Annotated in this window: 21 protein-coding genes and 1 pseudogene; 10 read left to right on the plus strand and 12 right to left on the minus strand. The window is 61.6% G+C overall.

The window, feature by feature from the left end:
- Positions 1 to 416: 416 nt before the first annotated feature.
- Positions 417 to 1,190, minus strand: a pseudogene (locus PQQ96_RS24830) (IS110 family RNA-guided transposase); the annotation flags it as partial.
- 4 nt (positions 1,191 to 1,194) lie between these two features.
- Positions 1,195 to 2,211, minus strand: coding sequence for a hypothetical protein (locus tag PQQ96_RS24835; protein WP_408297584.1), 1,017 nt, complete (start codon positions 2,209 to 2,211; stop codon positions 1,195 to 1,197).
- Between the two features lie 496 nt (positions 2,212 to 2,707).
- On the opposite strand from PQQ96_RS24835, the gene PQQ96_RS24840 reads away from it, so the two are divergent.
- From PQQ96_RS24840 to PQQ96_RS24855, 4 genes are all read left to right on the plus strand, one after another.
- Positions 2,708 to 3,202 (plus strand): hypothetical protein, encoded by a 495-nt coding sequence (locus PQQ96_RS24840; protein ID WP_408297586.1) that lies wholly within the window; start codon positions 2,708 to 2,710, stop codon positions 3,200 to 3,202.
- Positions 3,203 to 3,308: 106 nt separating this feature from the next.
- Positions 3,309 to 3,713 (plus strand): hypothetical protein, encoded by a 405-nt coding sequence (locus PQQ96_RS24845; RefSeq protein WP_408297587.1) that lies wholly within the window; start codon positions 3,309 to 3,311, stop codon positions 3,711 to 3,713.
- Positions 3,714 to 3,760: 47 nt separating this feature from the next.
- On the plus strand, positions 3,761 to 4,519 hold the full coding sequence (locus PQQ96_RS24850; RefSeq protein WP_408297589.1) for a TraB/GumN family protein: 759 nt from the start codon (positions 3,761 to 3,763) through the stop codon (positions 4,517 to 4,519).
- A gap of 94 nt (positions 4,520 to 4,613) precedes the next feature.
- Positions 4,614 to 5,114 (plus strand): GNAT family N-acetyltransferase, encoded by a 501-nt coding sequence (locus tag PQQ96_RS24855; protein ID WP_408297591.1) that lies wholly within the window; start codon positions 4,614 to 4,616, stop codon positions 5,112 to 5,114.
- A gap of 75 nt (positions 5,115 to 5,189) precedes the next feature.
- Here the strand turns inward: PQQ96_RS24855 and PQQ96_RS24860 are convergent, their stop codons facing one another.
- The 3 genes from PQQ96_RS24860 to PQQ96_RS24870 are packed head-to-tail and all read right to left on the minus strand — an operon-like array spanning position 5,190 to position 7,139.
- Positions 5,190 to 6,080, minus strand: a complete 891-nt coding sequence (locus PQQ96_RS24860) for a cytochrome c oxidase assembly protein (protein WP_408297592.1) — start codon at positions 6,078 to 6,080, stop codon at positions 5,190 to 5,192.
- A gap of 9 nt (positions 6,081 to 6,089) precedes the next feature.
- Positions 6,090 to 6,551 carry a copper chaperone PCu(A)C gene (locus PQQ96_RS24865; RefSeq protein ID WP_408297594.1) on the minus strand — a complete coding sequence of 154 codons (462 nt, stop codon included), beginning with the start codon at positions 6,549 to 6,551 and terminating at the stop codon, positions 6,090 to 6,092.
- Positions 6,552 to 6,569: 18 nt separating this feature from the next.
- Complete coding sequence (locus tag PQQ96_RS24870) at positions 6,570 to 7,139, minus strand: SCO family protein (RefSeq protein ID WP_408297624.1); 570 nt, start codon at positions 7,137 to 7,139, stop codon at positions 6,570 to 6,572.
- A 474-nt stretch (positions 7,140 to 7,613) separates the two neighbouring features.
- On the opposite strand from PQQ96_RS24870, the gene otsB reads away from it, so the two are divergent.
- Positions 7,614 to 8,363: a trehalose-phosphatase gene (gene otsB, locus PQQ96_RS24875; protein ID WP_408297596.1), complete on the plus strand. Its 750-nt coding sequence runs from the start codon at positions 7,614 to 7,616 to the stop codon at positions 8,361 to 8,363.
- Positions 8,364 to 8,418: 55 nt separating this feature from the next.
- Positions 8,419 to 9,879: an alpha,alpha-trehalose-phosphate synthase (UDP-forming) gene (gene otsA / locus PQQ96_RS24880; RefSeq protein ID WP_408297598.1), complete on the plus strand. Its 1,461-nt coding sequence runs from the start codon at positions 8,419 to 8,421 to the stop codon at positions 9,877 to 9,879.
- 124 nt (positions 9,880 to 10,003) lie between these two features.
- Here otsA and PQQ96_RS24885 read toward each other — a convergent pair whose 3' ends face one another.
- Entirely contained in the window at positions 10,004 to 11,839 is a 1,836-nt protein-coding gene (locus PQQ96_RS24885) for an ABC transporter ATP-binding protein (protein WP_408297600.1), read from the minus strand.
- A gap of 693 nt (positions 11,840 to 12,532) precedes the next feature.
- Here PQQ96_RS24885 and PQQ96_RS24890 point away from each other — a divergent pair.
- The 3 genes from PQQ96_RS24890 to PQQ96_RS24900 all read left to right on the plus strand — a co-directional run bounded on the left by PQQ96_RS24890 (position 12,533) and on the right by PQQ96_RS24900 (position 15,340).
- The gene (locus tag PQQ96_RS24890) at positions 12,533 to 13,597 is read left to right on the plus strand and encodes a glycosyltransferase family 4 protein (protein ID WP_408297602.1); all 1,065 of its coding nucleotides are present in this window, start codon (positions 12,533 to 12,535) and stop codon (positions 13,595 to 13,597) included.
- A gap of 264 nt (positions 13,598 to 13,861) precedes the next feature.
- Complete coding sequence (locus tag PQQ96_RS24895) at positions 13,862 to 14,713, plus strand: hypothetical protein (protein ID WP_408297604.1); 852 nt, start codon at positions 13,862 to 13,864, stop codon at positions 14,711 to 14,713.
- Between the two features lie 162 nt (positions 14,714 to 14,875).
- The gene (locus PQQ96_RS24900) at positions 14,876 to 15,340 is read left to right on the plus strand and encodes a DUF2214 family protein (RefSeq protein ID WP_408297606.1); all 465 of its coding nucleotides are present in this window, start codon (positions 14,876 to 14,878) and stop codon (positions 15,338 to 15,340) included.
- A gap of 68 nt (positions 15,341 to 15,408) precedes the next feature.
- Here the strand turns inward: PQQ96_RS24900 and PQQ96_RS24905 are convergent, their stop codons facing one another.
- Entirely contained in the window at positions 15,409 to 17,286 is a 1,878-nt protein-coding gene (locus PQQ96_RS24905; RefSeq protein ID WP_408297608.1) for an ABC transporter ATP-binding protein, read from the minus strand.
- A 934-nt stretch (positions 17,287 to 18,220) separates the two neighbouring features.
- Here PQQ96_RS24905 and PQQ96_RS24910 point away from each other — a divergent pair.
- Positions 18,221 to 18,481 (plus strand): hypothetical protein, encoded by a 261-nt coding sequence (locus PQQ96_RS24910; RefSeq protein ID WP_408297610.1) that lies wholly within the window; start codon positions 18,221 to 18,223, stop codon positions 18,479 to 18,481.
- A gap of 154 nt (positions 18,482 to 18,635) precedes the next feature.
- Here the strand turns inward: PQQ96_RS24910 and tnpC are convergent, their stop codons facing one another.
- From tnpC to PQQ96_RS24935, 5 genes are all read right to left on the minus strand, one after another.
- Positions 18,636 to 20,228 (minus strand): IS66 family transposase, encoded by a 1,593-nt coding sequence (gene tnpC / locus PQQ96_RS24915; RefSeq protein ID WP_408297612.1) that lies wholly within the window; start codon positions 20,226 to 20,228, stop codon positions 18,636 to 18,638.
- 90 nt (positions 20,229 to 20,318) lie between these two features.
- Positions 20,319 to 20,672: an IS66 family insertion sequence element accessory protein TnpB gene (gene tnpB / locus PQQ96_RS24920; protein ID WP_408297614.1), complete on the minus strand. Its 354-nt coding sequence runs from the start codon at positions 20,670 to 20,672 to the stop codon at positions 20,319 to 20,321.
- The gene (gene tnpA / locus PQQ96_RS24925; RefSeq protein WP_408297616.1) at positions 20,672 to 21,139 is read right to left on the minus strand and encodes an IS66-like element accessory protein TnpA; all 468 of its coding nucleotides are present in this window, start codon (positions 21,137 to 21,139) and stop codon (positions 20,672 to 20,674) included. The genes tnpB and tnpA overlap by 1 nt, the downstream gene beginning before the upstream one ends.
- Positions 21,140 to 21,441: 302 nt before the next feature.
- Positions 21,442 to 23,064 (minus strand): tetratricopeptide repeat protein, encoded by a 1,623-nt coding sequence (locus tag PQQ96_RS24930; protein WP_408297618.1) that lies wholly within the window; start codon positions 23,062 to 23,064, stop codon positions 21,442 to 21,444.
- A gap of 399 nt (positions 23,065 to 23,463) precedes the next feature.
- On the minus strand, positions 23,464 to 23,985 hold the full coding sequence (locus tag PQQ96_RS24935; protein WP_408297620.1) for a hypothetical protein: 522 nt from the start codon (positions 23,983 to 23,985) through the stop codon (positions 23,464 to 23,466).
- Positions 23,986 to 24,124: the final 139 nt, after the last annotated feature.

A 24,124-nucleotide genomic window follows, 5' to 3' on the forward strand; every position in this document is an offset into this window, starting at 1 on the left:
GGTCGCCTCTCACGACCACGACGCCCGGCCGGCGGTGGATAACTCGGGCTCGTTATGACGCGGGTTCCTCCTTGCGTTGATTGCGGCTCGCCAGCATACAGGGCGCATTTCAGCCGCGTATTCCCGGGGCGGATTTCCACCGCGCCGTCAACCATTGCCGCAATCCAGTCTGCGTTTCTGGTCTGAAGCCGGTCATCGCGCGCGTCAGACCTGACGTCCGACCACCTTCTATCCGCCGGCGCCAGGCCAGCCTCATCCTGCATGCGCATTACGCCGGAGTCTTTTCCGGGAACATGCCCCATCTGTAAAACCGGTTACTTCGGTAACCCGGGGACTTGACGGGCATGTTCACTTCAAACCGTCCATCCATCAGTTTCGCGTCGTGCATGACGGCGTTGCTGTGATACCTTGCTGGCTCAGACTGACTTCAGCTCTGCGCCTTCGGGGATGACGCCGTCCTTCAGATACCGCCACAGCGCAATCGCGAGACGTCGCGCTACCGCGACGATCGCAATGCGTCGCGCGCGGCGGTTCGGTCCGGTGCCCTGGGTGCGCTGGTTGAACCACTGCGTCAGCGCGCTGCCGGGCTGGTAGCGCAGCCAGGTCCACGCCATCTCGACCAGCAGCGCGCGCACCCGCCGGTTGCCCTGCCTGCTGATGCCCTGATCGGTATGGCTCTCGCCGCTGTCGTCGGGCTGCGGCACCAGCCCGACGCACGCCCCCACCTGGCGCCGGTTGCTGAACTCCCTCCAGAACAACTCCAGCGCGAGGCGCGACGCACCCACTTCGCCGATGCCCTTCAGGCGCGCCAGGTCCTCGCTGCGCTTGCGCGCGGCGGCCGGCACGCTCGCCTTGCGCGTCTTCTCCAGCGCGGCGAGTTGCTGCTCCGCCAGTGCCAGCCGTTCGCACTCGCGCAGCAGCCGTTCACGCAGCTCGGGCGGCAGTGGCGTGCCGTCGTGGCACTTCACCTCGCTACGGGCGAGCCGGCCGGCAAAGGCCTTGTGGTCGACCTCATCCCAGCAGCCGAGCGTGGCCAGCAGTTTGCGCATACGGTCGCGATGCTGCAGGACTTCCTTCTGCAGTTCCCCGCGATCGCGCATCAGCTGGCGCGACGCCTCGTCCTGCGGCGACGGCACGTGATCCCCGCGTTCAGCGTGGCGAGCAGGCAGCTGTGCCGGCTCGTTCGTCACCGCCTCAAAAAACAATCGCTGACTTTATCGATTGAACCGCCGCGCTGTTCAGAAAGTAGTAGTTGTCTTGCGGCGTTCCGCCGCCAAGCGGCGCGACCTGCAATGTCGTGCCGTCCTTGATCACATAGCCTGCGTAGATTCCGCCGTTGTTCTGGTAGTAGACCCGGTAATCGGTGGTCGCCCCGCCGAGTGCCGTATTGGCGACCCATGCGCGCACGCCGGCCAACGTGACGATCTGGCCGTCGCCGATCTGATAGGTCTTGCCGTCTGTCGTGCTCGCGTAGGGAAAGAAATTTTCAAGCGTCGAAATCGTGGCTGAGCACGGTGTTGGATTGGTTCCGGTCGTGACGGGCGCAACGCAGTCGTACGTGAATGCCTCGTCGCCGACTGCTTGCCTCACGACCTTGATGTAGGCCGCACCCGTTTGCCAACTGGCCTGCTGGTTGTACAGCGATTGCCCGTTGAGCGTATTCGTGAGGATACCAACGGCGCTATTGGCAAAGAGTTCGGCGGGTGAGGCGGAAATCAGGCCCGTCAGTGGCACGACGCTGTAGTTGGTGCCAAGTGACGTGCGGATCACTGTTTTACCGTCCGAGGCCAGATAGGCTTCTTGCACATTCTGCCCCGAGTAGCTGACCTGGGCCTGCGGCGGAACCGCTTCGCTATAAACGGCGCCGTTGACGAGCAAGCGTGACACCGCAATTGTCGGTACTTGCAATGCCGATGATACGGACGTGTACGTGACAGTCAGCGGCTGCGCGCCGTTTGCGAGGCTCTGCGGAATGCTCGAGTCGTCGGTATAGAAGACACTGCTCGGATTGACCGTCAGTGCGCCAGTCGACGATGTGCTAATTGACAGGCTCGCGCTCAGATAATGCATGCCGCCGTTTGCCGCGAGCGCGACACTTTCGTAGCTCTTTTGCGCGGCGCTCAGATTCGCCGTGTTTGCTGTCGATCCCGAACTGCCTGACGAGCCGCCACCACACGCAGACAAAATAAATGCGGCGCTCGTGGCCAGCATGAAATGTCTATTTACCAATCGCTTTTTATTTACTTTCATATTTTATTTTTTGTCTTTCAATTTTATTCTAATGACTTATTAAGAGCCCCGAATGAAGCATTGATCGCTAGCAGTTCGATGCCGATCATGTAAAGTATCCCATGCTGTTTCGCGTATTCAGAAACATTGTTAGACATGCGATGCAATGGGCATGTTGTTTCCCGGTAGCGAAAGCACAGGGGTAGGGCAAACCCGCTGTTAATACAATATTCGACCAATGAAAAAAACCATAACCGCTGTTGTGCTGTGTGCCATTGGGTTGCCACTGCGGGCGATCGCGCAATCGGCACCGCCGCCTGCCATTAAAGGTGGGGATTCATGGACCTATGTCGACACCTTTGAGAAGGCGCCGTCAATATGGCGCCAGACGCACGATGAAGTGACGGTCTTGCGCGCAACGCCTTCTCACATCTACTACACATCGAAGCAATCGGGTTCGACCCAGGCGCCGAGTGAAGTGATCGCGGGAGCCGACTGGAGCCGCGAACGCAATGTGAATGGCGCGGACGTGGTCGTCAATCGGCCGTTCGTTTTCCCGCTATCGCCGGGCAAAACCTGGACCGTGGAATATACGGAACAGCATCCGAACAAGGCCTTCGCTTCGCAAAAGTGGAGCAGCCAATATCGGGTGAGTGATATTGAAACCGTTGAGGTACCGGCGGGAAAATTTCAGGCGATTAAAGTCGAAGCCGAAGGCGACTGGGTTGCGCAGATCGAGCCGACGCAGACCGTCACGCAAGCCGTGCAGATGCAGCAGGGCGACACCGCCATGATCACTCACGCACAGAAAACAGGCCCCGTCCAGGTGACCGGACGCACTTATAAAGCGTTCTGGTATGTGCCCGAAATTGGCCGCTGGGTGAAGTCAGTGGAAGAATATTACGGCAGTAATGGCGTGCGAAACGAGCGTTATACAGCCGAACTGGAGTCGTACAAAAGAAGCACGGAATGATTGGCATGCGCGCGATTAAACTGTCAGCTTTTGCTGCGTGAGAAAGAAGCCCCGAAAACACCGGGGCTTTTTTTCTATTCATTGTTGACTGCGAAACTGACCAGGAATGCGTATTCCAAACCTCGAACGCCGCTCCTTCTACCTACGCCTGATCTACGCGCTATGCCTCTGCGGCGCCACCTTGACACATCTGCAAGTGGCCCTGGTTCACGGACTCTGGTGGGACTACGGCGGCGCGGCGCCGCTCACGCGAATCTACTGGACGTCTCTGCTCTTCATCGATCCGCTAACCGCTCTGCTACTGCTGTTGCGTCCGCGAGCAGGGCTGATCCTCTGCGTCGCCGTCATCGTGACCGACGTGGTGCACAATTCATGGTTCGCGCTGCACCATCCGATCCGCATGGACCTGTACCTTTCGCAGATCGTCTTTCTGCTGTTCGTCGCGTTCACGGTGCGGACCGCCTGGCGAGGGGCCACAAGCCGGGCCGCCGCGGTGCGCGCCGTCGATTGAATCGCCCGATTGCCTCTTTGCGCAATTGCCTGTCCACACGAGGCTGCATGTACCTACAACTCACCGGCACCCACGTCCGTCTGCTCGGCTCGATGCATCTGTTTCCGGCGACGAGCCGCAGAACGCCGCCATGGATCGCCGAAGCGTACAACTGGGCCGAAGCGCTGGTCTTCGAATCCGATCCACCGACGATCCTGCCGTTTCTGAAGGCCGCTTCGCAGAGCGGTGCTGATCAACTGCAACCCTTGCTATCCGCCGATGCCTGGAATCAGCTACACGCTGTGTGGCCCGCCGAGGGGCCGTTAGCGCCGCTAGTCGATCTGCGTCCGTGGGCCGTGCTGGTCGTTGCGCCGACGCTGTTCCAGCAAGTCGTCGAAGGCGTAGAGCCGCGCATGCTGCGCTCGGCGCTCACGCAGGGCAAACCGTACGAGTATCTCGAGACCGCGGAGGAAGTGGCGGCGTCGCTTGAATCGATTCCGCTCGAAGCCGTCGGCACCGCGCTTGGCATGCTGATGTCCGATCTCGACGAACCGCAGCGCACACTCGAGCGAATGCATACGGCCTGGCTGCATGGCGATTTGCAGGCCGTGTACCAGATCGCGGTCGAGTCACCGATGTTCAACCTGCCCGGCATCCGCCACGCGATCCTGGATGCACGCAATCGCGCATGGGCGGCGCGCTTGAAGGAGCGACTCATGCGGCCGGAGCGGACCTTGGTGGTGGTGGGTGCATTGCATTTGTGCGGGCCCGGTAACCTGATCGAATGTCTCGGGCAACCCGTCGAGCCGGTTTGGGTAAGCAGCTAGCGGGTTTGCGAGCGGCATAGCCTAAGACCGCCACGCGCGGCATAATTCCGCATTGCCGCCGTCTATCGAGGCGCGCCTCTTTTGAAGATCTTCCATGACCGAACCGCAGCAAACTGCCGCCACGCGACTGGCGCAACTCGAATGGCGCTGGAAAGCATTCGACGACCTCACGACCGCCGAAGTCTATGCAATGCTGGCGGCGCGCAGCGCGGTGTTCGTCGTCGAGCAGAACTGCGTGTATGGCGATATCGACGGGCTCGATTCAGAGGCCTGGCATCTGTTTGCTTATGGCGACGGCTCCGGCGAAAAGAGACCGCCGCTCGCGGGCTATCTGCGCGTGCTGCTGCCCGACGCCGAAGACACCGATATCCGCATCGGTCGGGTACTGACAACAGCGGAATTCCGCGGCATCGGCCTCGGCAACGCGATGCTCGAACGCTCGCTCACGCATATCCGGGAGCAGTGGCCCGGCACGCCGATCCGTTTGCATGCGCAGGCGCATCTGCAAGGCTTCTACGGCGCATTCGGCTTTACGCCGGTGTCGGAGATTCACGAAGAGGACGGCATCCCGCACGTGTGGATGCGTTCGGTCTAAGCCAGGCTGCAACCGGGCTCGGCGCGTGCGCGCCGACCGGCTTCAAATGTTACGACTTCAACCGATTCGACGTTATCACCGGTGGCCGCTCGCAGGCGTAGGGGCTGATGCGGCTGGCGCCAAGCCTTGCTTCGCCTCTGCGCGCCGTTCGCCGCGCAGACGTCCGCGCGCCGACAGCCGCATCCAGTGACGCAACGCCACCAGCGCGCCGATCACGCTCATCATCGAGCCCGGAATCCACAGCAACAGCCCGCCGATCTGCTGATCGCGTATCGGGCTCAGCCACGTGAAGGCGCGGCCGCAAATCGAATAGATCGGATACAGCTCGCGCGGCGTAAAGAAGATAAACGCGCCGAGCATGATTTGCGGCGGAATCGCGGCGATCACCACCAGTACGCGTTTGCCGGGTGATAAACGCGCCGGCGGCGCTGGCCGCGGATCGAGTACGAGCCACCAGAACAGCAGGCCGTCGATCACCATGCTCCAGTTCATCACGCGATAGAGCCGCCAGTCGAGCATCGCCACGAAATGAATCGGCGACATCAACCAGAAGTAGATCAGCCCGACGAACAACGTGACCGCAACCACCGGATGCATCACCACGTCGAGCAGCTTGCGCACCACGGGGGTCTCCAGCGCGGGCCGCACGAAGCGTTGCCGCCAGCTGAACGGAATACCCGCGCGCAACGCGGCGCCTGGATAGGAGAGCGCGATAAAGAACGGCCCGAGGTGATGCAACACGAGATGCTGCGCGCGATGCATGAAGAACTCATGCTCGAAGAAATAATCGAGCCGCGTATGCAGCGCGACATACAACGCGACCAGCCCGAACCAGAAGGAAATGCGCCGGGGGATCGACACCTTCGCCTTGTGCGCGCCGCGTACGAAAAGGATCGCCGGCACCAGCAAGGCGATGACGACGGTCGGCGAAAACTCCCAGGGATCGAGCCAGTAGAGCAGGTTCATTGCAGGGCGTTACTTGGTCTGGGCGGGCGACTTGACGGCGAACGGTGTATCGAGCGTTTCACCGTCGGAGAACTTCAGCGTCAGATGCACGGTGTCGCCCGGCGCGATCTTGTGCTTCGCGTCTTCGAGCATCACGTGATAGCCGCCCGGCGCGACCGCGACCTGGCCATGCGCGGGCACCGTCAGCTTGTCGACCATCACCATCTTCTGCGTCGAACCGTTCGACACGGTTTGATGCAGCATCGCGTCGCCATAGTCGTTGCTGGAAATATCGACGAGGTCGACCGGCTTGTCGCTCGTGTTAACCAGCGTCACGTAGCCGGCGGCGGGCAGGTTATTCGGCAGCCAGCGCACCCAGGCGTCTTTGACGGTGATTGCGTTAGCGCCAGCGGCAAGCGCAGCCGTTGCGAAACCGAATGAGAGGGCGAGGGTGCAGCTTAGTGCGGCCAACGTTTTGATCTTGATCGACATGAATGAACTCGGGAAAGGTCAGGAACGGTCATCAATGATGCGGCGCAGGTCTTGTGCGATCGCATCGGGAGTATCGTGATCGGTGGCGAGCAGGCGCGCGTGGCCTTGCTGGTCGAACACATAGACGGCCGAGCTATGGGTGACTTCGTAGTTGCCGTTGGGGTCGCGCTTTTCCATCTGATAGGCAACCCGGTAACGCTTGGCGAGCGACTCGATCTGCCAGTCGGTGCCGGTCAGGCCTTCGGCGTGTTGCGAGTCGAAGGCGCCGACGTAGTCGTGCAAGGCTTGCGGCGTGTCGCGCGCCGGGTCGACGGTGATGAACAGGATGCGCACTTTTTGCGCGTCCGGGCCGAGTTTGGCCAGCACTTGCATCAGGCGGCCCATCGTTTCGGGGCAAACGTCCGGGCAATGCGTGTAGCCAAAGTAGACGAGCGAGGTGCGGCCCTTAAACGAATCGCCGGTCACGGCACGGCCGTCGTCGCCTGTCAGTTTGAAATCGAGATCCGGCAAGTGACCGGTCACGTTGGTTAACTGGAACGGTTCGGTGGGATGCGTGCAGGCGGTGAGCGTGGTCAGCGCGCTCACCATGACGGTCAGCGCGACCAGGCGTCTGGACCACGGCTGGCGTGATGACGCGAGTTTCGGCTGCGAGTGTCGGGACGAGATGTTTGGGAACAAAGCAGGGTTCAATGACTCGATTGACGAGCGGCGCGTGACGCAGTCCGTGAGCGGACGCGGCGTGATCGCACGAAGCGCGCGGCCCCTCATAGTGTGCAAATATGGCCGTAACTGCGATGGTCTGCGTGGCTGCGACTGTATCGCAAAATGTCTGATGACGTCGCACAGCGCCCGCAGGCGCACGGTTTGCGAGGCAATTTGACGCAGGTGGCTGAAAGCTGGCTGAAGCCTGATCGTTCTCTTTTTGAACGCATTGGTCCGTGGCATCGGTCGCGCTGCCCGGCCAGGCTTGTGTCCTGGCTTACTTTCTCGAAAAATTGACGGATGCGCGGTAAGATGCGCACACTTTTCCGGCCGCAGAGGGCTGAAAGGCAAAATTAACCGATGCAAGCACTTCCGGCGGTTCTGTCTCCCAGCGAGACGGCATTTTTCTTCGACTTCGACGGCACGCTCGTCGAACTCGCGCCCACGCCGGACGGCGTGCTGGTGCAACCGCGCGTCATGGCGTTGCTGGCCGAGTTGCGCAGTCTCACGAACGGTGCGGTCGCGATCGTGTCGGGCCGTGGCATCGACAGCATCGACAGTTTTCTCGGCATGCCCGATCTGCCGATCGCCGGTCTGCACGGCGCCGAACGGCGCGACGCAAACGGCGACACGCAGCGTATCGGCTTTCACGACGAGCGCCTGTTGCGCATGGAGCAGGTGCTCGCGCAGGTCGTCAACGAACATCCCGGCATGCTGCTCGAAATCAAAGGCGCGGCGGTGGCGCTGCACTACCGCAACGCGCCCGACCGCGAGCCGGTGGCGCGCGAGGCGACCGAGCGGCTGGTGGCCGACTACCCCGGTTCGTATGTGTTGCAGCCGGGCAAGATGGTCTACGAAATCAAACCGAAGGACGTCGACAAGGGTCGCGCGATGCGCGCGTTCCTGGAGGAGCCGCCGTTCGTCGGCCGCAATCCGGTGTTTGCCGGCGACGATCTGACCGACGAGAAAGGCTTTGCCGTCGTCAATGAACGCGGCGGCGTGTCGATCAAGGTGGGCGCGGGCGACACGATGGCGCATACGCGCGTCGAGTCGGTAACGGCGCTGCTCGACTGGCTGGAATCGATTGTCGCGGCCGCGCGCGGAGCGTGATGATGACGCAGCATCGCTCAACGACCATGACTCACTGCATCGGGAATCGCGCTTCATGAGCCGACTGATCATCGTATCGAACCGGGTCGCACCTATTTCGGAAGGCGGTCCGGCCGCGGGCGGTCTGGCGGTCGGCGTGTACGACGCGCTGAAGGAAACCGGCGGCATGTGGTTCGGCTGGAGCGGCGACGTGCTCAGCTCGGGCCAGCCGCAGATCAAGGTCGAGGAGCGCGGGCCGGTGACCTTCGCGACCATCGCGCTGATGCGCCGCGACTACGACCAGTACTACCGCGGTTTTTCGAACGCCACGCTGTGGCCCGCGTTCCACTATCGCGCCGATCTGCTGCAGTACGACCGGCACGACTTCGAAGGCTATTGCCGCGTCAATGCGTGGCTTGCCCAGCAACTCGTGCCGCTTCTGCGCGAAGACGACGTGATCTGGGTCCACGACTATCACCTGATTCCGTTCGCCCAGGCGTTGCGCGCGGCCGGCGTGAAAAATCGCATCGGCTTCTTTCTGCATATTCCGTTTCCGGCTTCGCAGGTGCTGCTGGCGGTGCCGCCGCATCGCGAGCTGGTCGAAGCGCTCTGTTCGTTCGACCTGCTCGGTTTCCAGACCGCGCCGGACTTGCGGGCGTTCTGCGACTACATCGTCAATGAGGCGAACGGCACGGTCGACGTGTCGGCCCGCGGGCCGCTTGCTGTCCATGCGTTCGGGCGGACCTTGCGTGCGGGGGCTTATCCGATCGGCGTCTATCCGGACGAAATCGCCGAGCTCGCGAAAGCGGGCGAGCGCGGCAAGCCGGTGCGCACGATGAAGACGGCGCTGCACTCGCGCAAGCTGATCATGAGCGTGGACCGCCTCGATTATTCGAAGGGACTGGTCGAGCGCTTCCGCGCGTTCGAGCGCCTGCTGGAACACGCCACCGCGCAACGCAACAAAGTGTCGTTCCTGCAGATCGCACCGCCGACGCGCGCCGACATGCATGCCTATCAGGACATCCGTCTGCAGCTCGAAGGGGAGTCGGGGCGTATCAATGGACGCTTTGCCGAGCTGGACTGGACGCCGATCCTGTATATCCACAAGCAGTACGAGCGCTCGGTGCTAGCCGCGCTGTTTCGCACGGCGCATGTCGGCTACGTCACACCGTTGCGTGACGGCATGAACCTCGTCGCGAAGGAGTATGTGTCCGCGCAGGATCCGGAGAATCCGGGCGTGCTCGTGCTGTCACGCTTTGCCGGTGCCGCGCAGGAACTGGATGGCGCGTTGATCGTGAATCCGGTCGATATCGACGGCATGGCCGAGGCGCTGGCCAAGGCGCTGGAGATGCCGCTTGCGGAGCGTCAGGCGCGTTATCGCGACATGATGGTGCAACTGCGCGAGAACAACGTGTCGGTGTGGCGCGACAACTTCATGCGTGATCTTCAGAGCGCGGATGGCGCGAAGAGCACCCGAACGGTGAAGGTGCGTGCTGGATCGGGCAAGAAAGCGGCGCGCGAAACCCTGGCCGGATAGGCGGCTAGTCAGGCCGGCTTCAACGGCCCAGGAAAACAGAAAAGCCGCTTTCGAGCGGCTTTTCTGTTCGGTGCTGCGGTTGGTACTGCGTTCGTTGCTGGAGTAGCAGAGGGCGGCGCGTGGCTTAGACCACGTGCTGCTCATCCATCTTCTTGCCGCCGACATGCAGCGTGGTGCCCTTGCCGTACTGCTTCGAGAGCAGATCGCGATACAGGCCCGGCCGCAGGCGCAACTCTTCCGGGCTGCCGTCGTCAATGACCTTGCCGGCGCTCATTACGATGATCCGGTCGAAGTTGTTCAGCGTCGACAACCGGTGCGCGATCGCGATCACCGTGCGGCCCACCATCAGCCGGTCGAGCGCCTTCTGGATCGCTTCTTCCGATGCGCTGTCGAGTGCCGAGGTGGCTTCGTCGAGCAGCAGGATCGGCGCATTCTTCAGGATCGCCCGCGCGATCGCGATGCGCTGGCGCTGCCCGCCGGACAGCTTGACCCCGCGATCCCCGACGATGGTGTCGTACCCTTCCGGCATGGCTTCGATGAAGTCGCTGCAGCGGGCTTCGCGCGCGGCGGCGAGCACTTCTTCCCGGCTCGCTTCAGGGCGGCCATAAGCGATGTTCTCGTACACCGAACGATGGAACAGCGAGATATCCTGGGGCACCAGCGCAATCGTATGGCGCAGGCTGTCCTGGGTGATCGTGGCGATGTCCTGACCGTCGATCTTGATTGCACCGCCCTGCGTCTCATAGAAACGTTGCAGCAGCGCCAGCACGGTGGATTTGCCCGCGCCCGACTTGCCGATCAGGCCGACCCGCTGGCCCGGCTCGATATGCAGGTCGAAGTGATCGAGAATCGGCCGGCGGCGCGGGTAGGCAAACGTCACACTTTCGAAATCGACCCGGCCGCCTTGCGGCACGAGTTCGGTGGCGCCATCGCGATCCGGCATGCCGTGCGGCTCGAGCAGGGTGCGAACGGCTTCTGCGAGCCGTGCGACGTGCTGCGTGACGTCGACCAGCGCCACGGCCAGATCGCGCGTGCCGTGCAGAATCGTGAAGCCGAGTGAGCTGACCAGCACGATGTCACCGGAGGTCGCACGGCCTTGATCCCACAGCCACAGCGCCCAGCCCAGCAAACCCGCCGACAGCAGCGCGGTAATGACAGCATGCAGCAGGCGCAGCTTTTCCAGATACAGCAGACTCTGCTGGCGTGCGTCCATTTCCGCTTTGACGGTCGCGCCGAAACGCTGCTGCTCGCGAAGCGTCATGCCGAAGGCGCGCACGAGGCCCATGTTGCTGATCACGTCGACCAGTTCACCATCCACGGACGCCGCTTTGGTCGCGAAATGGTGATGCCGCGCCGAGCCACGCCCGGCCAGTTTGTAAAGCACCACCGACAGAATGGCTGAGCACAGCATCAAGCCGCCCGCCATCAGCGGATTCACCGCGGTGATCATCACGATCGCGCCGAGCACCGCGATACACGGCGGCAGCACGTTCCAGGCGGTGGTGTTTTCGGCGGTGTAGACCGCGTTCGAGGTGGCCGTGATGCGGCTCGCCAGCATGCCTGGCTGTTTCTCCGAGTAGTAAGTCGGCGAGTGGCCGCTCAGGTACTGGAACAGGTCGCGCCGCAAGTCGCCGGTCACGGCCACGAACGTATGCGCGGCGACCCAGCCGCCGACCCGCCACAGCAGGTTGTCGGCGGCGATCAGGCCGACCAGGATGGCAAACGCGCCCCACAACGGACCGGGGTGATGCCGGCCTTCGCCGAGCACGTCGATCAGGTGCTTGATCGCATATTGCGAAGCGAGCGCACAGCCCACGGCCGCAAACACGCTGCACAGGACGATCGCATGCGCGAGCGGATGGCGGCGGATAAAGCGGAAAAGAAACGCAAGCGGCCGATGCGCATAGCTCGCAAGCTTTGCGTTCTGGGCATTACGCTGGGCGATGGTTAAATGTTCCAATTGATCGTGAGGTCGATGTGTTTCGGGTTGTGCATGCAAGGCATGGGCCACAGCAAATGCGTTCGCCGCGAGGCCGATGCTTCGCATTGTAAACATGCAAAAGCGATTGCGCCCTGTGTATCCGGGCGATGGCGCGACTGATTTCGCGATAGACGATCGCGACCTGGTGTTCACTCGACCCGCCGATGGGACTGTGGTTCACGCAGGCTGCGCGAAATTTCGGGATATAATTACAAACTGCATTCAACTGCGGTGCGGCATTTCTTCAATGCCTGCCGGTAAAGTTGACGCAGGAACTTACAGCTGCCGTCGTCGGGTCAGCGTTGCAAGCCAGTTGCTACTGTAGAACTGTCTTATAAAACAAGGGTTTGTAAAGTGTTTCGCCTTTGTAACAACGTAAAGACTTTGAAATGTTGTGGTGCAGCGAGATCCCCGGCACTGATAATGCGTGCTCTGTTGGTCCACCGAAATATCTGACAGATTGTCAACGTAGGTGCCCCGTGTGCGTTTACCGGCACATGCGCAGACACTGACTAGCTGATCTGGGCCCACTACCCAAGCGATCCATCGCAGGATTTCTCGAAAGAATCAGGCCCGCGCCGGCACATCCGGCCAGACTGCCCTGGCGAGCAAGCGAGTCGCTTTTACCAAACGCAGTACTTTTGCCTGATTTTTTACGAGGAGTTCTTCATTATGCGAATCGCTCAAATCGCTCCCTTGCACGAGGCGGTTCCGCCCAAGCTTTACGGTGGTACGGAACGCGTGGTGTCCTACCTGACTGAAGCGTTGGTTGAACAGGGCCATGACGTCACGCTTTTCGCGAGCGGCGATTCGCAAACCTCGGCGAAACTCGAAGCTTTCTGGCCGCAGGCGCTGCGCCTCGACCCGACCATCCGCGACGTGATGGCCCCGCACATGCTGCTGCTCGAAGAAGTGCGCCGCCGCGCTGACGAATTCGACGTGCTGCATTTCCACATCGATTACTACCCGTTCTCGCTGTTCGCCCGCCAGCCGGTGCCGTTCCTGACCACGCTGCACGGCCGTCTCGATCTGCCGGAACTGCAACCGATCTTCAATACGTTCAGCGACGTGCCGGTGGTGTCGATCTCGGACAACCAGCGCATCCCGCTGCAACAGGCGAACTGGCTGCAAACCGTTTATCACGGCCTGCCGGAAAACGTGCTCACGCCGATCAAGGACGTCGAGCCGGGCTACCTCGCATTCCTCGGCCGCGTCTCGCCGGAGAAGGGTCTCGACCGCGCGATCCGCATCGCCGGGCAGGCAGGCATGAAGCTCAAGGTCGCCGCCAAGATCGACAAGGCCGACCGTGCCTATTACGAAGAAGTGATCAAGCCGCTGATGGCGCTCCCGCACGTCGAATACATTGGCGAAATCGGCGAAGCCGAAAAGCGTGAGTTTCTCGGCAACGCGCATGCACTGGTGTTCCCGATCGACTGGCCGGAGCCCTTCGGCCTGGTGATGATCGAAGCCATGGCTTGCGGGACGCCGGTGATCGCGTTCAACCGTGGTTCGGTGCCGGAAGTGATCGAAAACGGCGTGTCGGGTTTCGTCGTCGAAGACGAAATCAGCGCGGTCGCCGCTGTGAAGCGCTTGCACACGCTGCCGCGCGCCAAGGTGCGGGCGGCATTCGAATCGCGCTTCTCGTCGAAGGTGATGGCGAAGAACTACGTCGCCACCTACGAAGAACTGCTGCGTCAGAAGCATCGTACGGTGCTGCGCGAAGTCAACGCCGGCTAAGCACGGTCAGTCAAAGCAGTCAGGCCGGTTTGCCGGCGCGCCTTTGGCTCGGCGGCCACGGCGATCAGGTGGTCCGGCTGCACCCCAACAACGCCCCGCGCGCATCTCGCCCACGGGGCGTTGTTGCATGCGCGCCGCGTTTTGGCCCCGTGAGCGGCAGAAAGTACGTTTTGAGACCGGCAAGGATGAGCCTGTCTCGGTAATATCCCTATAATGACCCTGCCGCAAATTTGGCTGCGGCGCCGCCGACGACAGGAGGATGCCTTGGCGAGAACGAAAGAGACGCGTGCGAACGCGGCGCCCGGCGCCGGAACGATTTTCGCGTTGCGCGCCATCGGTCTCGTGCTCCTCGCTCGCTGGCTGTTTTCGATGGCGCAGATGGACCTGGGCGCGTCGCTGTCGGCGATGGTGTCCTCGCCCTGGGCGTGCATCAACCTGGTGTTCCTGTTCCTGCTGATCTTCCTGCCGGGCGCGCGCGCCGTGGCCGAGCGTCCCTTACATCCGCTGCCGCAATGGCTGCGGCAGGCGCTGCGCCTGTTTGCTTTCCTCGGATTCCTGTTTGCGGTCTGGTCGGTCGGCGCATTTGCGGCGAGCGCGGGTTGGCGGCGCGCCGCGCAGGCGGTGGCGGCCACCAACGGCTGGCTATTGGCTGCGCCGGCGTTGTACGCGGCGGTCGTGTGGATTTGCCGGCCGCGCGCGCTGTGGCGAACCAATATCGCCGCGCGGCGCTTTGCGATCGGCCGCTACGCGGTCGCACTCGATCCGGCCACACGCACCGTGGTCGTCTGGGCCGAGCGTCGCAAGGTGGGCCAGTACGACGCCCGCGAATTGTCAGTACGATGGGCGGATCACGGCGTGAGCGCGACGCCAACACCTGCCCCCGTGGTGGCGTTCGGTGTTGCCGGCGAGTCAGGTGGGCCTGCGGCGCCGCTAGGCACGGTGGGCGCGCCTGCGTTGGCTCGCGGTGGCTTCCACCGGCGTCCGAAAATCGAATTGCTATGGGATTCGCCGGCTGCGGCAGGCCACAATCGGCAAACCGTGTTCCGCACCGCGCTGACTACCGAGGGCGATCGGGTCGCCGCGCGTGCGCTCGACACATCGTTGCGGCAAGTCTGAATCGGGTGCTATGTGCCGTTGACCACATCGCATTGCCGAAGCAGGCGTCGTGAAGTGAGCTGTAGTCGATAATAAGAAGTGTAAAAAGTGCCGCCCGGCGTTTTGTTTCAGTGGGCGAGTGAGACATACATCGATCGTATTGCGCCGTTTGCAGGAGTCGCTATGCTGGTTCGCTGGTTGCTTGCCACCCTTCATCTGCTCGCTTTTGGCTTTGCCCTCGCGTCGATTCTTCGGCGTACCTGGTCGCTACGGCGAGCCAGTGTGCCTGCAGCGCTGCGATCCGTATTCCGCTCCGATACGCGGTGGGGCCTTTCGGCCTTGGTGCTGGTCGTCACCGGTCTGATGCGCGCCTTTGGCGGGTTCGAAAAGGGCGCCGACTATTACCTTCACGAGCCGCTCTTTCACGTCAAGATGACGCTGCTCGTGCTGATACTCATCCTCGAAGTCCCGACGATGCTCGGCCTGATACGCTGGCGCGCCTCGATCAGAAGCGGCACCCCGCCTGATTTGCGAAAAGCCCGTACGTATGCGCGTTTCAGCGTGATCCAGACCGTGCTGCTGGTGTTGATGGTGTTCGCGGCTACCGGCATGGCGCGAGGCATCGGGTTGCCTGCGGGCGTGGTTTAGTCGCGCGTTGAGGTGCCGGCTGGTTCAGCCGGCACCTTCCGCATGACGTCCCGCACGCTCGCAGCCATTTACTTCTCGACCACCAGGCCTGAGTCATCGAGCCGACTCGCCTTCGCGCTGTCGGTCTTGTGCGTGATCTCCGAGTCGCTCAAGCCCTTGATCAACTCCAGCGCCTGACGTTCGAACAACCGCCTGTACAGACCGTTCTCGAGTCTGATCAACGCCTCGTGACTGCCTTCCTCGATGACCTTGCCCTTGTCCAGCACCAGCAGCCTGTCCAGCGCTCGCACGGTAGACAGGCGGTGCGCCACCACCAGCGTCGTGCGGCCCACCATCAGCCGTTCCATGGCGTGCTGGATCAGCACTTCGCTTTCGCTGTCGAGGCTCGAGGTCGCTTCGTCCAGAATCAGGATCGGTGCGTCCGCGAGAAACGCCCGCGCGATCGCCACGCGCTGACGTTCGCCGCCGGAGAGCTTGATGCCGCGCTCGCCTACCAGCGTGTCGTAGCCTTGAGGCAGTGTCGCGATAAAGTCGTGCGCACTGGCGAGCCTCGCGGCGCGTTCAATCTCGGCGCGGCTCGCACCGGGCCGGGCATAGGCAATGTTCTCCGCCAGCGAGCGGTGAAACAGCACCGGCTCCTGCTGAACGATCGCGATCTGGCTGCGTAACGACGCCTGCCGCACACGGGCGATGTCCTGACCGTCGATCGTGATCCGGCCTTCCGAAATGTCGTACAGACGCTGGATCAGCTTGATGAAGGTCGTCTTCCCGGAACCCGAATGCCCGACCAGCCCGACGCGTTCTCCCGGCGCGATGCGCACGGAGAAGTTGTCATAGAGCGGCGTGGCTTTCGCACCGTAGTGGAAGGTGACGTGCTCGAAGCGAATTTCGCCTTTGCCGATCGTGATCGGACCCGCGCCGGGCCGATCTTCGATGCCCAGGGGCTGGCTCTCCAGCGACACCAGTTCTTCCATGTCGTTGACCGAACGCTGCAGGTTGCGGATGTGCATACCCACGTCGCGCAGATAGCCTTGCAGCATGAAGAACATCGTCAGCGCGAACGTGATGTCGCCGACGCTCGCTTCGCCGCGCATCCACAACAGCAACGCAGCACCGAGAATGGCAGCCTGGATTGCCACCAGCATGCCGCCCTGCAAGCCGCCGTTGATCGTGCCGCGTATCCATGTGCGGCGCGTGCGATGACGCCACTTGACGATCACACGGTCGAGCAGGGCTTCTTCGCGCGCTTCGGCGCCGAACGCTTTCACCACGCCGTTGCAACTGACTGCGTCGGCGAGGGCGCCGCCCATACGAGTGTCCCATGCGTTAGCGAGGCGTGCGGCGGGCGCAACGAAGCCGAGCGACATGGCCACGGTCACCGCGATATACAGCACCGAACCGAAACCGACGACCGCGCCCATCATCGGCCAGCGCCAGCCGAGCAGCACGGTTGCGCCGACCAGCATGACCATCGACGGGAACAGTGCGATCAGCAGCGTGTCGTTGAGCAGATCGAGCGCCCACATGCCACGCGTGATCTTGCGCACCGTGGATCCGGCGAAGCTGTTGGCGTGCCAGTCCGTCGAAAAGCGTTGCACGCGATGAAACGCGTTCGCAGCGATCTCGCTCATCATCTTGAGCGTGAGCCTGATGATGTTGAAGAACACACCCTGACGAAGCAGCGTGGCGCCGAGTCCCAGCGCGCCTAGCACGCAGAAGGCCGTGATCGCAGCGTGCCACGCGACAGTGTCGCCGGCGGAGCCGGCAGCGATTGCATCGACGAGCCGTCCGGCGAACATCGGCGTGAGTACGTCGGCCAACGCCGAGAGCAGCACCAGCGCGCTAATCGCAAAGATGCGCCAAGGCTGTTTGGCCCAGTGAAGGAAGGTGAAGCCGAGGACATCCTTGAAGGCTTGCCCGCGAAAGTCGAGTTTTTTTCTAGTCATTTGCCACGACCCGGTGGCGCGCGAGCGCACCGAGGTTCCAGTCAGAAGCGAAAGGAAGAGACAGTCAAGCGAGCCGCGCTGTGTTGACAACAACGCCGGCAATGAGACTACGGACCGTCTGGTATTTACGCGGACGCCTGTTCAGGCAGAACCGCGTGAGCGACGACGCGACGGATTTAAGGTCGCGAGAATGGCCGTGAGGCCATTCCAGGGACGACGATATGCACTGCGAACATGTGACGCCTCCCTGTAGTCGAATGAGGTGGAGAAAGTAGACGGGGCAAGTGCCCGAAAACTGACTATATCAGCAGTATTTGGCGACCGCAATCGTACGAAAGTTCGGTGTTGACTTCGAAGCAGAGCCGGCGCTCGAGCGTTTGGTGGTGCGTGTGCGGATGCGTATTGGCGCGCGTACGCGTGGGTGATGTGAGTGATCAATCCGCCGCACGCACGCAAAAAACGGAAACAAAAACAAAAAAGCCCTCGACTTACGTTCGAGGGCTTTCTCTTGCGGTTCTTCGGAGACCCGCGAATCTGGTGGGTGGTACAGGGATTGAACCTGTGACCCCTGCCGTGTGAACCGCAATCTAGCCCAGACACCAGTAGCCATTGTAGCGTCACACTTTGATTCTGTGAGGCTTTTTCCTCCCTCATTTCTTCTCAATTCTCTTCAGCGCTGCATTCGCGTCCGCCATTCTTCCGCCATCCCACTAGCTGTAGCTGAATGCAATCCAAACCGGCCATGGTTGCAATCGACGCGATTTGCTGCGTGAAATAACCGCAACTGACGGGGCGCGCGTGTTCGGATTATCTGCAACCGTGCTTGCATTCAGCCAGGCATGCGTAAGCGATAGATTTAACCCACGTTGTGAGTCAGCTCCGTTACCGGGTAACGTTCCGGCATGAACCGGTTACCGGGTAACGGAGGCAATGAATGGCACAGACAGCAGCACAGCGGCAGGCAGCATATCGGGCACGGCGCCCAATAGCAGGCAGGGAAGGCAACGGAGATCGCCGGCTGGACGTGTGGGTGAGCAGCGAGGTCTATCTTGCGCTTGAACGACTGGCGCACCGCGATGGGATCACGAAACGCCAGATGCTCGAGCGGCTCGTCTCGCGCAAGGATGACGCGGTCCTGCGCACGCTCGATCCAGATAAGCCCGAATGGGATCAGTACTTCAGGGCTCGGTCGTAGCATTCGCTCGTTACCGGGTAACGACGGACTTGCCGGTGGGTATTCCGGCTCAACGTGACCGCTGATTCCGGACGAACGTGACCGGGCATTCCGGTTCATCGTGACCGGCCAGCGGAATCGCGACGTGCGCACAGTGACCGGAGCGGGTCGTCGTTCAGCCCTGCGTCGCCGCACCTTGCCGTCTGGCGAAGTTGAACGGCAGCAGGTCGCTGACATCGGCATGCGCCTCCCGCTGTGGCAACTCGGTGAGCACATTGAGCAGATACGCATAGGGCTCGATGTTGCAGGCGCGGCACGTGAGCATCAGGCTGTAGATCATGGCACTTGCCTTTGCGCCGGCGACTGTGTCTGCAAAGAGCCCGGCCTTTCTCCCTGTGCAGAAGGGTCGGATGTCGCGCTCGATCACGTTGTTGTCCACGGGGGCGCGCCCATCGGTGACGTAGCGGCTCAGGTAATCCCATTGATTGCGCGTATAACTGATCGCCTTTCCCAGCAGGCTCTCGGGTAGGACCTGTGGGGCCTGTTCGTCGAGCCACGCCCTGAAGGACGTCAGCAGCGGCACGCTATGCTGCTGGCGCAGGCGGTACGTGTAGTCGGGGCGTGTTTCGCCTTGCGGCGCATCAGCTTTCGCCAGCGTCTCGACCTGGTAGAGCGCCTTGAAGTACTCCAGTGCCTGTGCAGCGCGCCCGCCCGGCTTCTTCATGCCCTTGAGGGCGTCGACGAAGGCCCTCCGCGCGTGGGCCAGGCAGCCGAAGTGCGTCGCGCCTTCAAGCGTACGCCAGGCGGCATACCCGTCGGTCATCAGCAGTCCTTCGTAGCCGGCGAGGAACGCCTGGGGATGTTCCTGCCCGCGCCCCGGCCGGTAGTCGAACAGCACGACAGGCTCCGGGCAGTCTTCGCCGCTGCGGTACACCCACATATACGACGTGCTCTGCGCGGCACGGCCGGGCTCCTTGAGCACCTGCACCGTTGTCTCGTCGCCGTGGATCAGCGCCTGCGAGAGCAGCGTCCTGCGCAGTGCCTCGTAGAGCCGGCTGTAGTGCAACTCGGCGGGCCGGATGATCCAGTTCGCCAGCGTGCCGCGCCCGACTTCAATGTCCGCGCGGGCCAGCGCATGGGCCATCCGGTACAGCGGCGTGCCGTCGACGTACTTGCCTGCCGTAACGGTGGCGATCATCGCTGCGCTGGCATTGCTGCCTGGCAACGGTTGCGCTGGCATCGGTGCAGTGATCACCGGGGTGCGTTCGGCATGGCGCTCGCAGTGACGGCACGCGTACTTGAAACGCACGTGCTGCAGGACCGACGCCTTCACCTCGATATGCAACTGTTCGCTGATCTCTTCGCCCATGCCGTGCAGTGCGTGCGCGCAGCACGGACAGACCTTCTGGTCTTCGGACAGGTCGTATTCGATGCGCTGGCGCGGCAGGTGTGCCGGTAGCGGCTTGCGTCCACGCCTGCTGCGTGCTGGCGTGGGTGCGTCCGGCAGGCCCGTATCGGGCAGCACGAACGTGTTCTGGGCATCGCCGGCGTCATCGTCGTCAGGTTCGATGGCGGCGATCTGCTCGGCCTCGTCGAAGAAGCGATCCTGGAGTTTCTCGCTGCTCGGAGCGAAGCGTTTGCTCTGCGCCAGGCGGAACTGCTCCTCCAGATGGGCGATCCGTTCGCCCATCTGGAGGTTGCGTGCCTCGAGTTCACGGATATAGGCCTGGGCGGCCGGCGGCAATCGGGAGAAGTCTTCTTCGTTCATGTCCCCACGATAGCGGAGTGCCGCGTGCGGTGGGTTTACGTGAATTTGTAACAGTCTGGCCCGCCGTAGCTCACCGGCAACGCCCGGCGTTCAGCTCGCGTGACGGTACGGCCGTACCGGATGACGGCGCACCGCCTCAATATCGATGCCCTCAAGCAGCCAGTGCAACTGTTCGGTCGTCAGCTCAATCACCGCCTGCTGCCGGCGTGGCCAGACGAAGCGATCTTCCTCAAGGCGGCGCAACATGAGCCAGAAGCCAGTACGCTCGTACAAGAGCAACTTGACCCGGTTGCGTCGGCGGTTGTGGAAGGCAAACACGGCGCGCGCAAACGGATCGAGCTGCATCGACTGCTCGACCAGCGTCACCAGAGTGTTGATGCCGCCGCGAAAGTCGATCGGCTCCCGATGCACGAAGACCTTCAGGTCAGCCTCGAAGCGAAACATCAGCGCGCTCCCAATGCGGCAACCAGTGCTGCCAGCAATCCGGTATCGCCTGCGGTGAATTCGAGCTCGAGCTTTGCGCCATTGGGCAACTGGGCCGCCACCCGCACCGACGTCGCCGGGCGTGACGACAGACGCGATGACTCCCGTTCCGGCGCGGGCCGCGCAGCCGGTACCGAGGCGGGTATCGACGTTCGGTCATCGATTGCGACGACGACCGGCACGAAAGCCGATGATGCGCACGCTGAGCCGTCTCTCACATGGGTATTTGACCGTTCGTGCAGTCGAACCCATTTGCACAACTGGTTGGCATTCACTCCAGCCTTCAGGGCCAGGCCAGACAGCGACGCGCCCGGTTGCAGGCAGGCCTCGATCAGCCGTCGCTTGTCCACCGGGTCGAAGCTGCGCTTGCCGCCGACACCAACGCGTGTCACCCGCAAGGGCAAAAAGCTCAGATCATCATGGGTCATGGATTGCGTCCGCAAGTTGTGGTTGCGGACGCAATCGTCGATCTTTTCTGGCTCAGAAACTAGGTGGGCGGAAATTCGCGCTTACAGGCATGCTTGCATTCCATCGCCCCGTGCTCACATTGACTGCAACTGACGCTGATCAAAACTGAGCCCCGCCGCGACGGGCAGTAGACGACCCAGAGCTGACGGCCGCTTGTGCGAATGAAGCGCCCGAAATCTGACCTTCGCAGCTTAAGCCTCAGACTTCCGGTTCGGCAAAACAGACATCGGCGATCTGCGAACCCCCGTCTCAATTTGAGACGTCACTGGATCACCGTTCCTACGTCTGAAATTTTGACAGTCGCTGAGAGAGACTCCCATTTGACCTCAAAGCAGTGGTTACCGGTACGTGTAATGCGGATTGGATATGTCCGGTGCCATCCGAGATCCAGAACCAACGTTGCTTTGCCAACGCGGAGCTGATTCAAATGGTCGGCGAGATGAGTGACTAGTTGGCTGGCGCCCTCGGCGTCCCCTCTCTCTAGCATCGAGATCGCGAGGCCGTGTTTCGCCACGGCGTTGTCGGGAAGCGATTGCAACGCGCGGTTGAACATCGGAATGGCGGCATCGAGGCGCCCGAAGAAGCGATAAAGCTCGCCGAGTTGCGACAAGGCCTCCGGCATGTTGGGTTCCAGTTGCAGAGCCGACTCCAACGCCTCTTCAGCTTCCGTGTACCGTCCAATGTTGAACAGCACAACACCTGCATTCAAGTGCGACGCCGCTGGGGTGTCTGGCGTCGCGGCGGCTCTCTCAAAATACTCGAGTGCCGATACCAAGTCGCCAATACGCAACAGCGTATAGCCGATGTTGTGTAGAAGCCGGGCATCCTCATCGTTGACGCGCTCTGCGACACGAAAGTACCCGAGGGCATCGTCGAACCGATTCTTCTGTCCCGCAATTATGCCGAGCACGCACAGGGCACCAAATGCCTTTGAATTCAGTTTCAACGCTTGCCGAGCGTAGTCTTCAGCCTGAGACAAGTCGTCGAGTAGCTCGCTCAAAGCCGCGCAACGAATCAAAAGCCATTCAGAGTCGTGCAGGACTACGGCAAGGGCTTGGTAGATCTTCAAGGCAGCGCGAAGCTCCTGCTGCGACTCGTAGCCTTCGGCTAAGACAAGCTTTTGCTCAAAGCGAACCGCCAAATCGCCACGGTGACGCAGGTGAGCACGGAAGCTCTCTGACGAATCGAGCTGTGATCGAACGGGGGACATCAGCGTCGTCAGCGCAGACGGTTCGACCAAGTGCCGCGACAACAAGTCCGTCAGCTCGTCTCGAGCCAAGAATGCACGATTGGCACGGGCACGCGAAAAGGTGCCGTGGAGTTCAAGGAGGCAGGGCTTCTCGCGAATGAAGGTGCCACGTGCGCGCGCCCATTGAGTCAACGCTGCTTCCACGACCGAATCCAATCCGTGGCTGGGCTGCACCCGGACAGTGCTGGTCAGCAACACTCTCTTTAGCTCTAGGAAACCAGCTAAGGAAAGTTCCTGATCGAAATCCTGCTCAATGGCCAAGTGCTGCGGGCCACTTATCGACGCATGGGCTTGGTGGGAGCGGTACGCCGCCAACTTGCTGAGTAGCGAATCCACCTCTTCATTGATCGATGACACCATGATCAAGATGTCTTGACGATCCAGCGCTGCGCCCTCAAGAATCGATTTAAGCAGTCCAGCTGTTAGTTTCCGGTCTTTGGTTTGGATGTGTTTCTGCGAGGCTCCAACACAGAGCGTGATGTCGTTCGAAGCCTCGAGACCGATGCTGCTGAAGGCGGCATCCCCCAAATACTTCATGACGATGAGCACCGCGCAGGAATCCTGATAGCTCATTCCCGAAGAAGCGACAGCTCCGCCGGTATGTCTTGGATCGAAGTAACTGGAAGAATGACTCATAGGCTCGCGAAGTGTCTAAGCAGGAATTCTTTGGCGAAAGGCTCCACAATCGCCGCGACAAAAAGGAACAGGGCTTTTAGGCTAACAGCTCAGGGGGGATTGCCTTCGTCCGCGGGAGACCGCCGATGTTTGCTTTGCGTCGGGAAGGGAGCTTCGCCGCAGAACTCAAGGTCTTCCTTGGTTGTGAACTCCACGTCCACTTCCTCTTTTGTGAGTGAGAATTGTTCTAAATGGGCGGACACGGCCCAATACAGTCATATTCGGCCCGAAGTGGAGAGAATTTAGAGTTCCGACATTTTTTTGCGAGCTGCCGGGCATTGGGCTCGTCATTGAAGCCCCCAAGGCCACGCCAGCAGGCATTGCTCTTGCGAAACGCTGGGGAACTGAAGGCTTTGCCGGTCAGGCAAGCGGGGCAGCGGTTTGTTGCATGTCGACGCTAAAAGCGTAGTCGCCGCTCTTGATCTTCTGCTGCGCCTTCTTGAAGAACCGTTCGGGCGCAGTGATGCTGCCTTCTCGCGCGGTGTCGATGCGCTCCATTAGCGCATCGACCTCCTTCTTGAAGTCGTCGAAGCCACCAAGAGCGGTCACGCGCGACGCCTGGCGGAATCGGTCCTGAAGGATCTTGAACTGGTGCGCGGTACTGGCCAGCGCCTTGAGATTCACGTCCAGCTCGAGCGCCTTGTAGACCGCAGGAGTTAGACCGGCCAGCAATGCGCACACACCAGTGAACCACTCCAGTTCAGTTTTCTGTGTCAGGAGCGGCCAAGTGGCAAGGCCGCCAAGCACAATGGGCACGACAACAAAAGCAAAGCGCCATCGACGCAAGGATTTCAGCCACTCGAAGATCGTCGTGGACATGTATAGACAGGATTCTTCCTGACGCTCGCATTCGGCAATGAGGTTTTGGGTGCGCTCATCCATCACACGGCCCGCGGAATGTCAGCACCGAAAATCTTTTGCCATTCGTCGCCGGCGTCCACTACACGGTTCTGGTATTCGTACTCACACGCCTTCGCGGCCCGATGATAGGCTGTTGCGGCGCGGCTTTGCCATTCGTCTG

Source organism: Paraburkholderia sediminicola, from assembly GCF_046027825.1.
GTDB lineage: Bacteria > Pseudomonadota > Gammaproteobacteria > Burkholderiales > Burkholderiaceae > Paraburkholderia > Paraburkholderia sediminicola_D.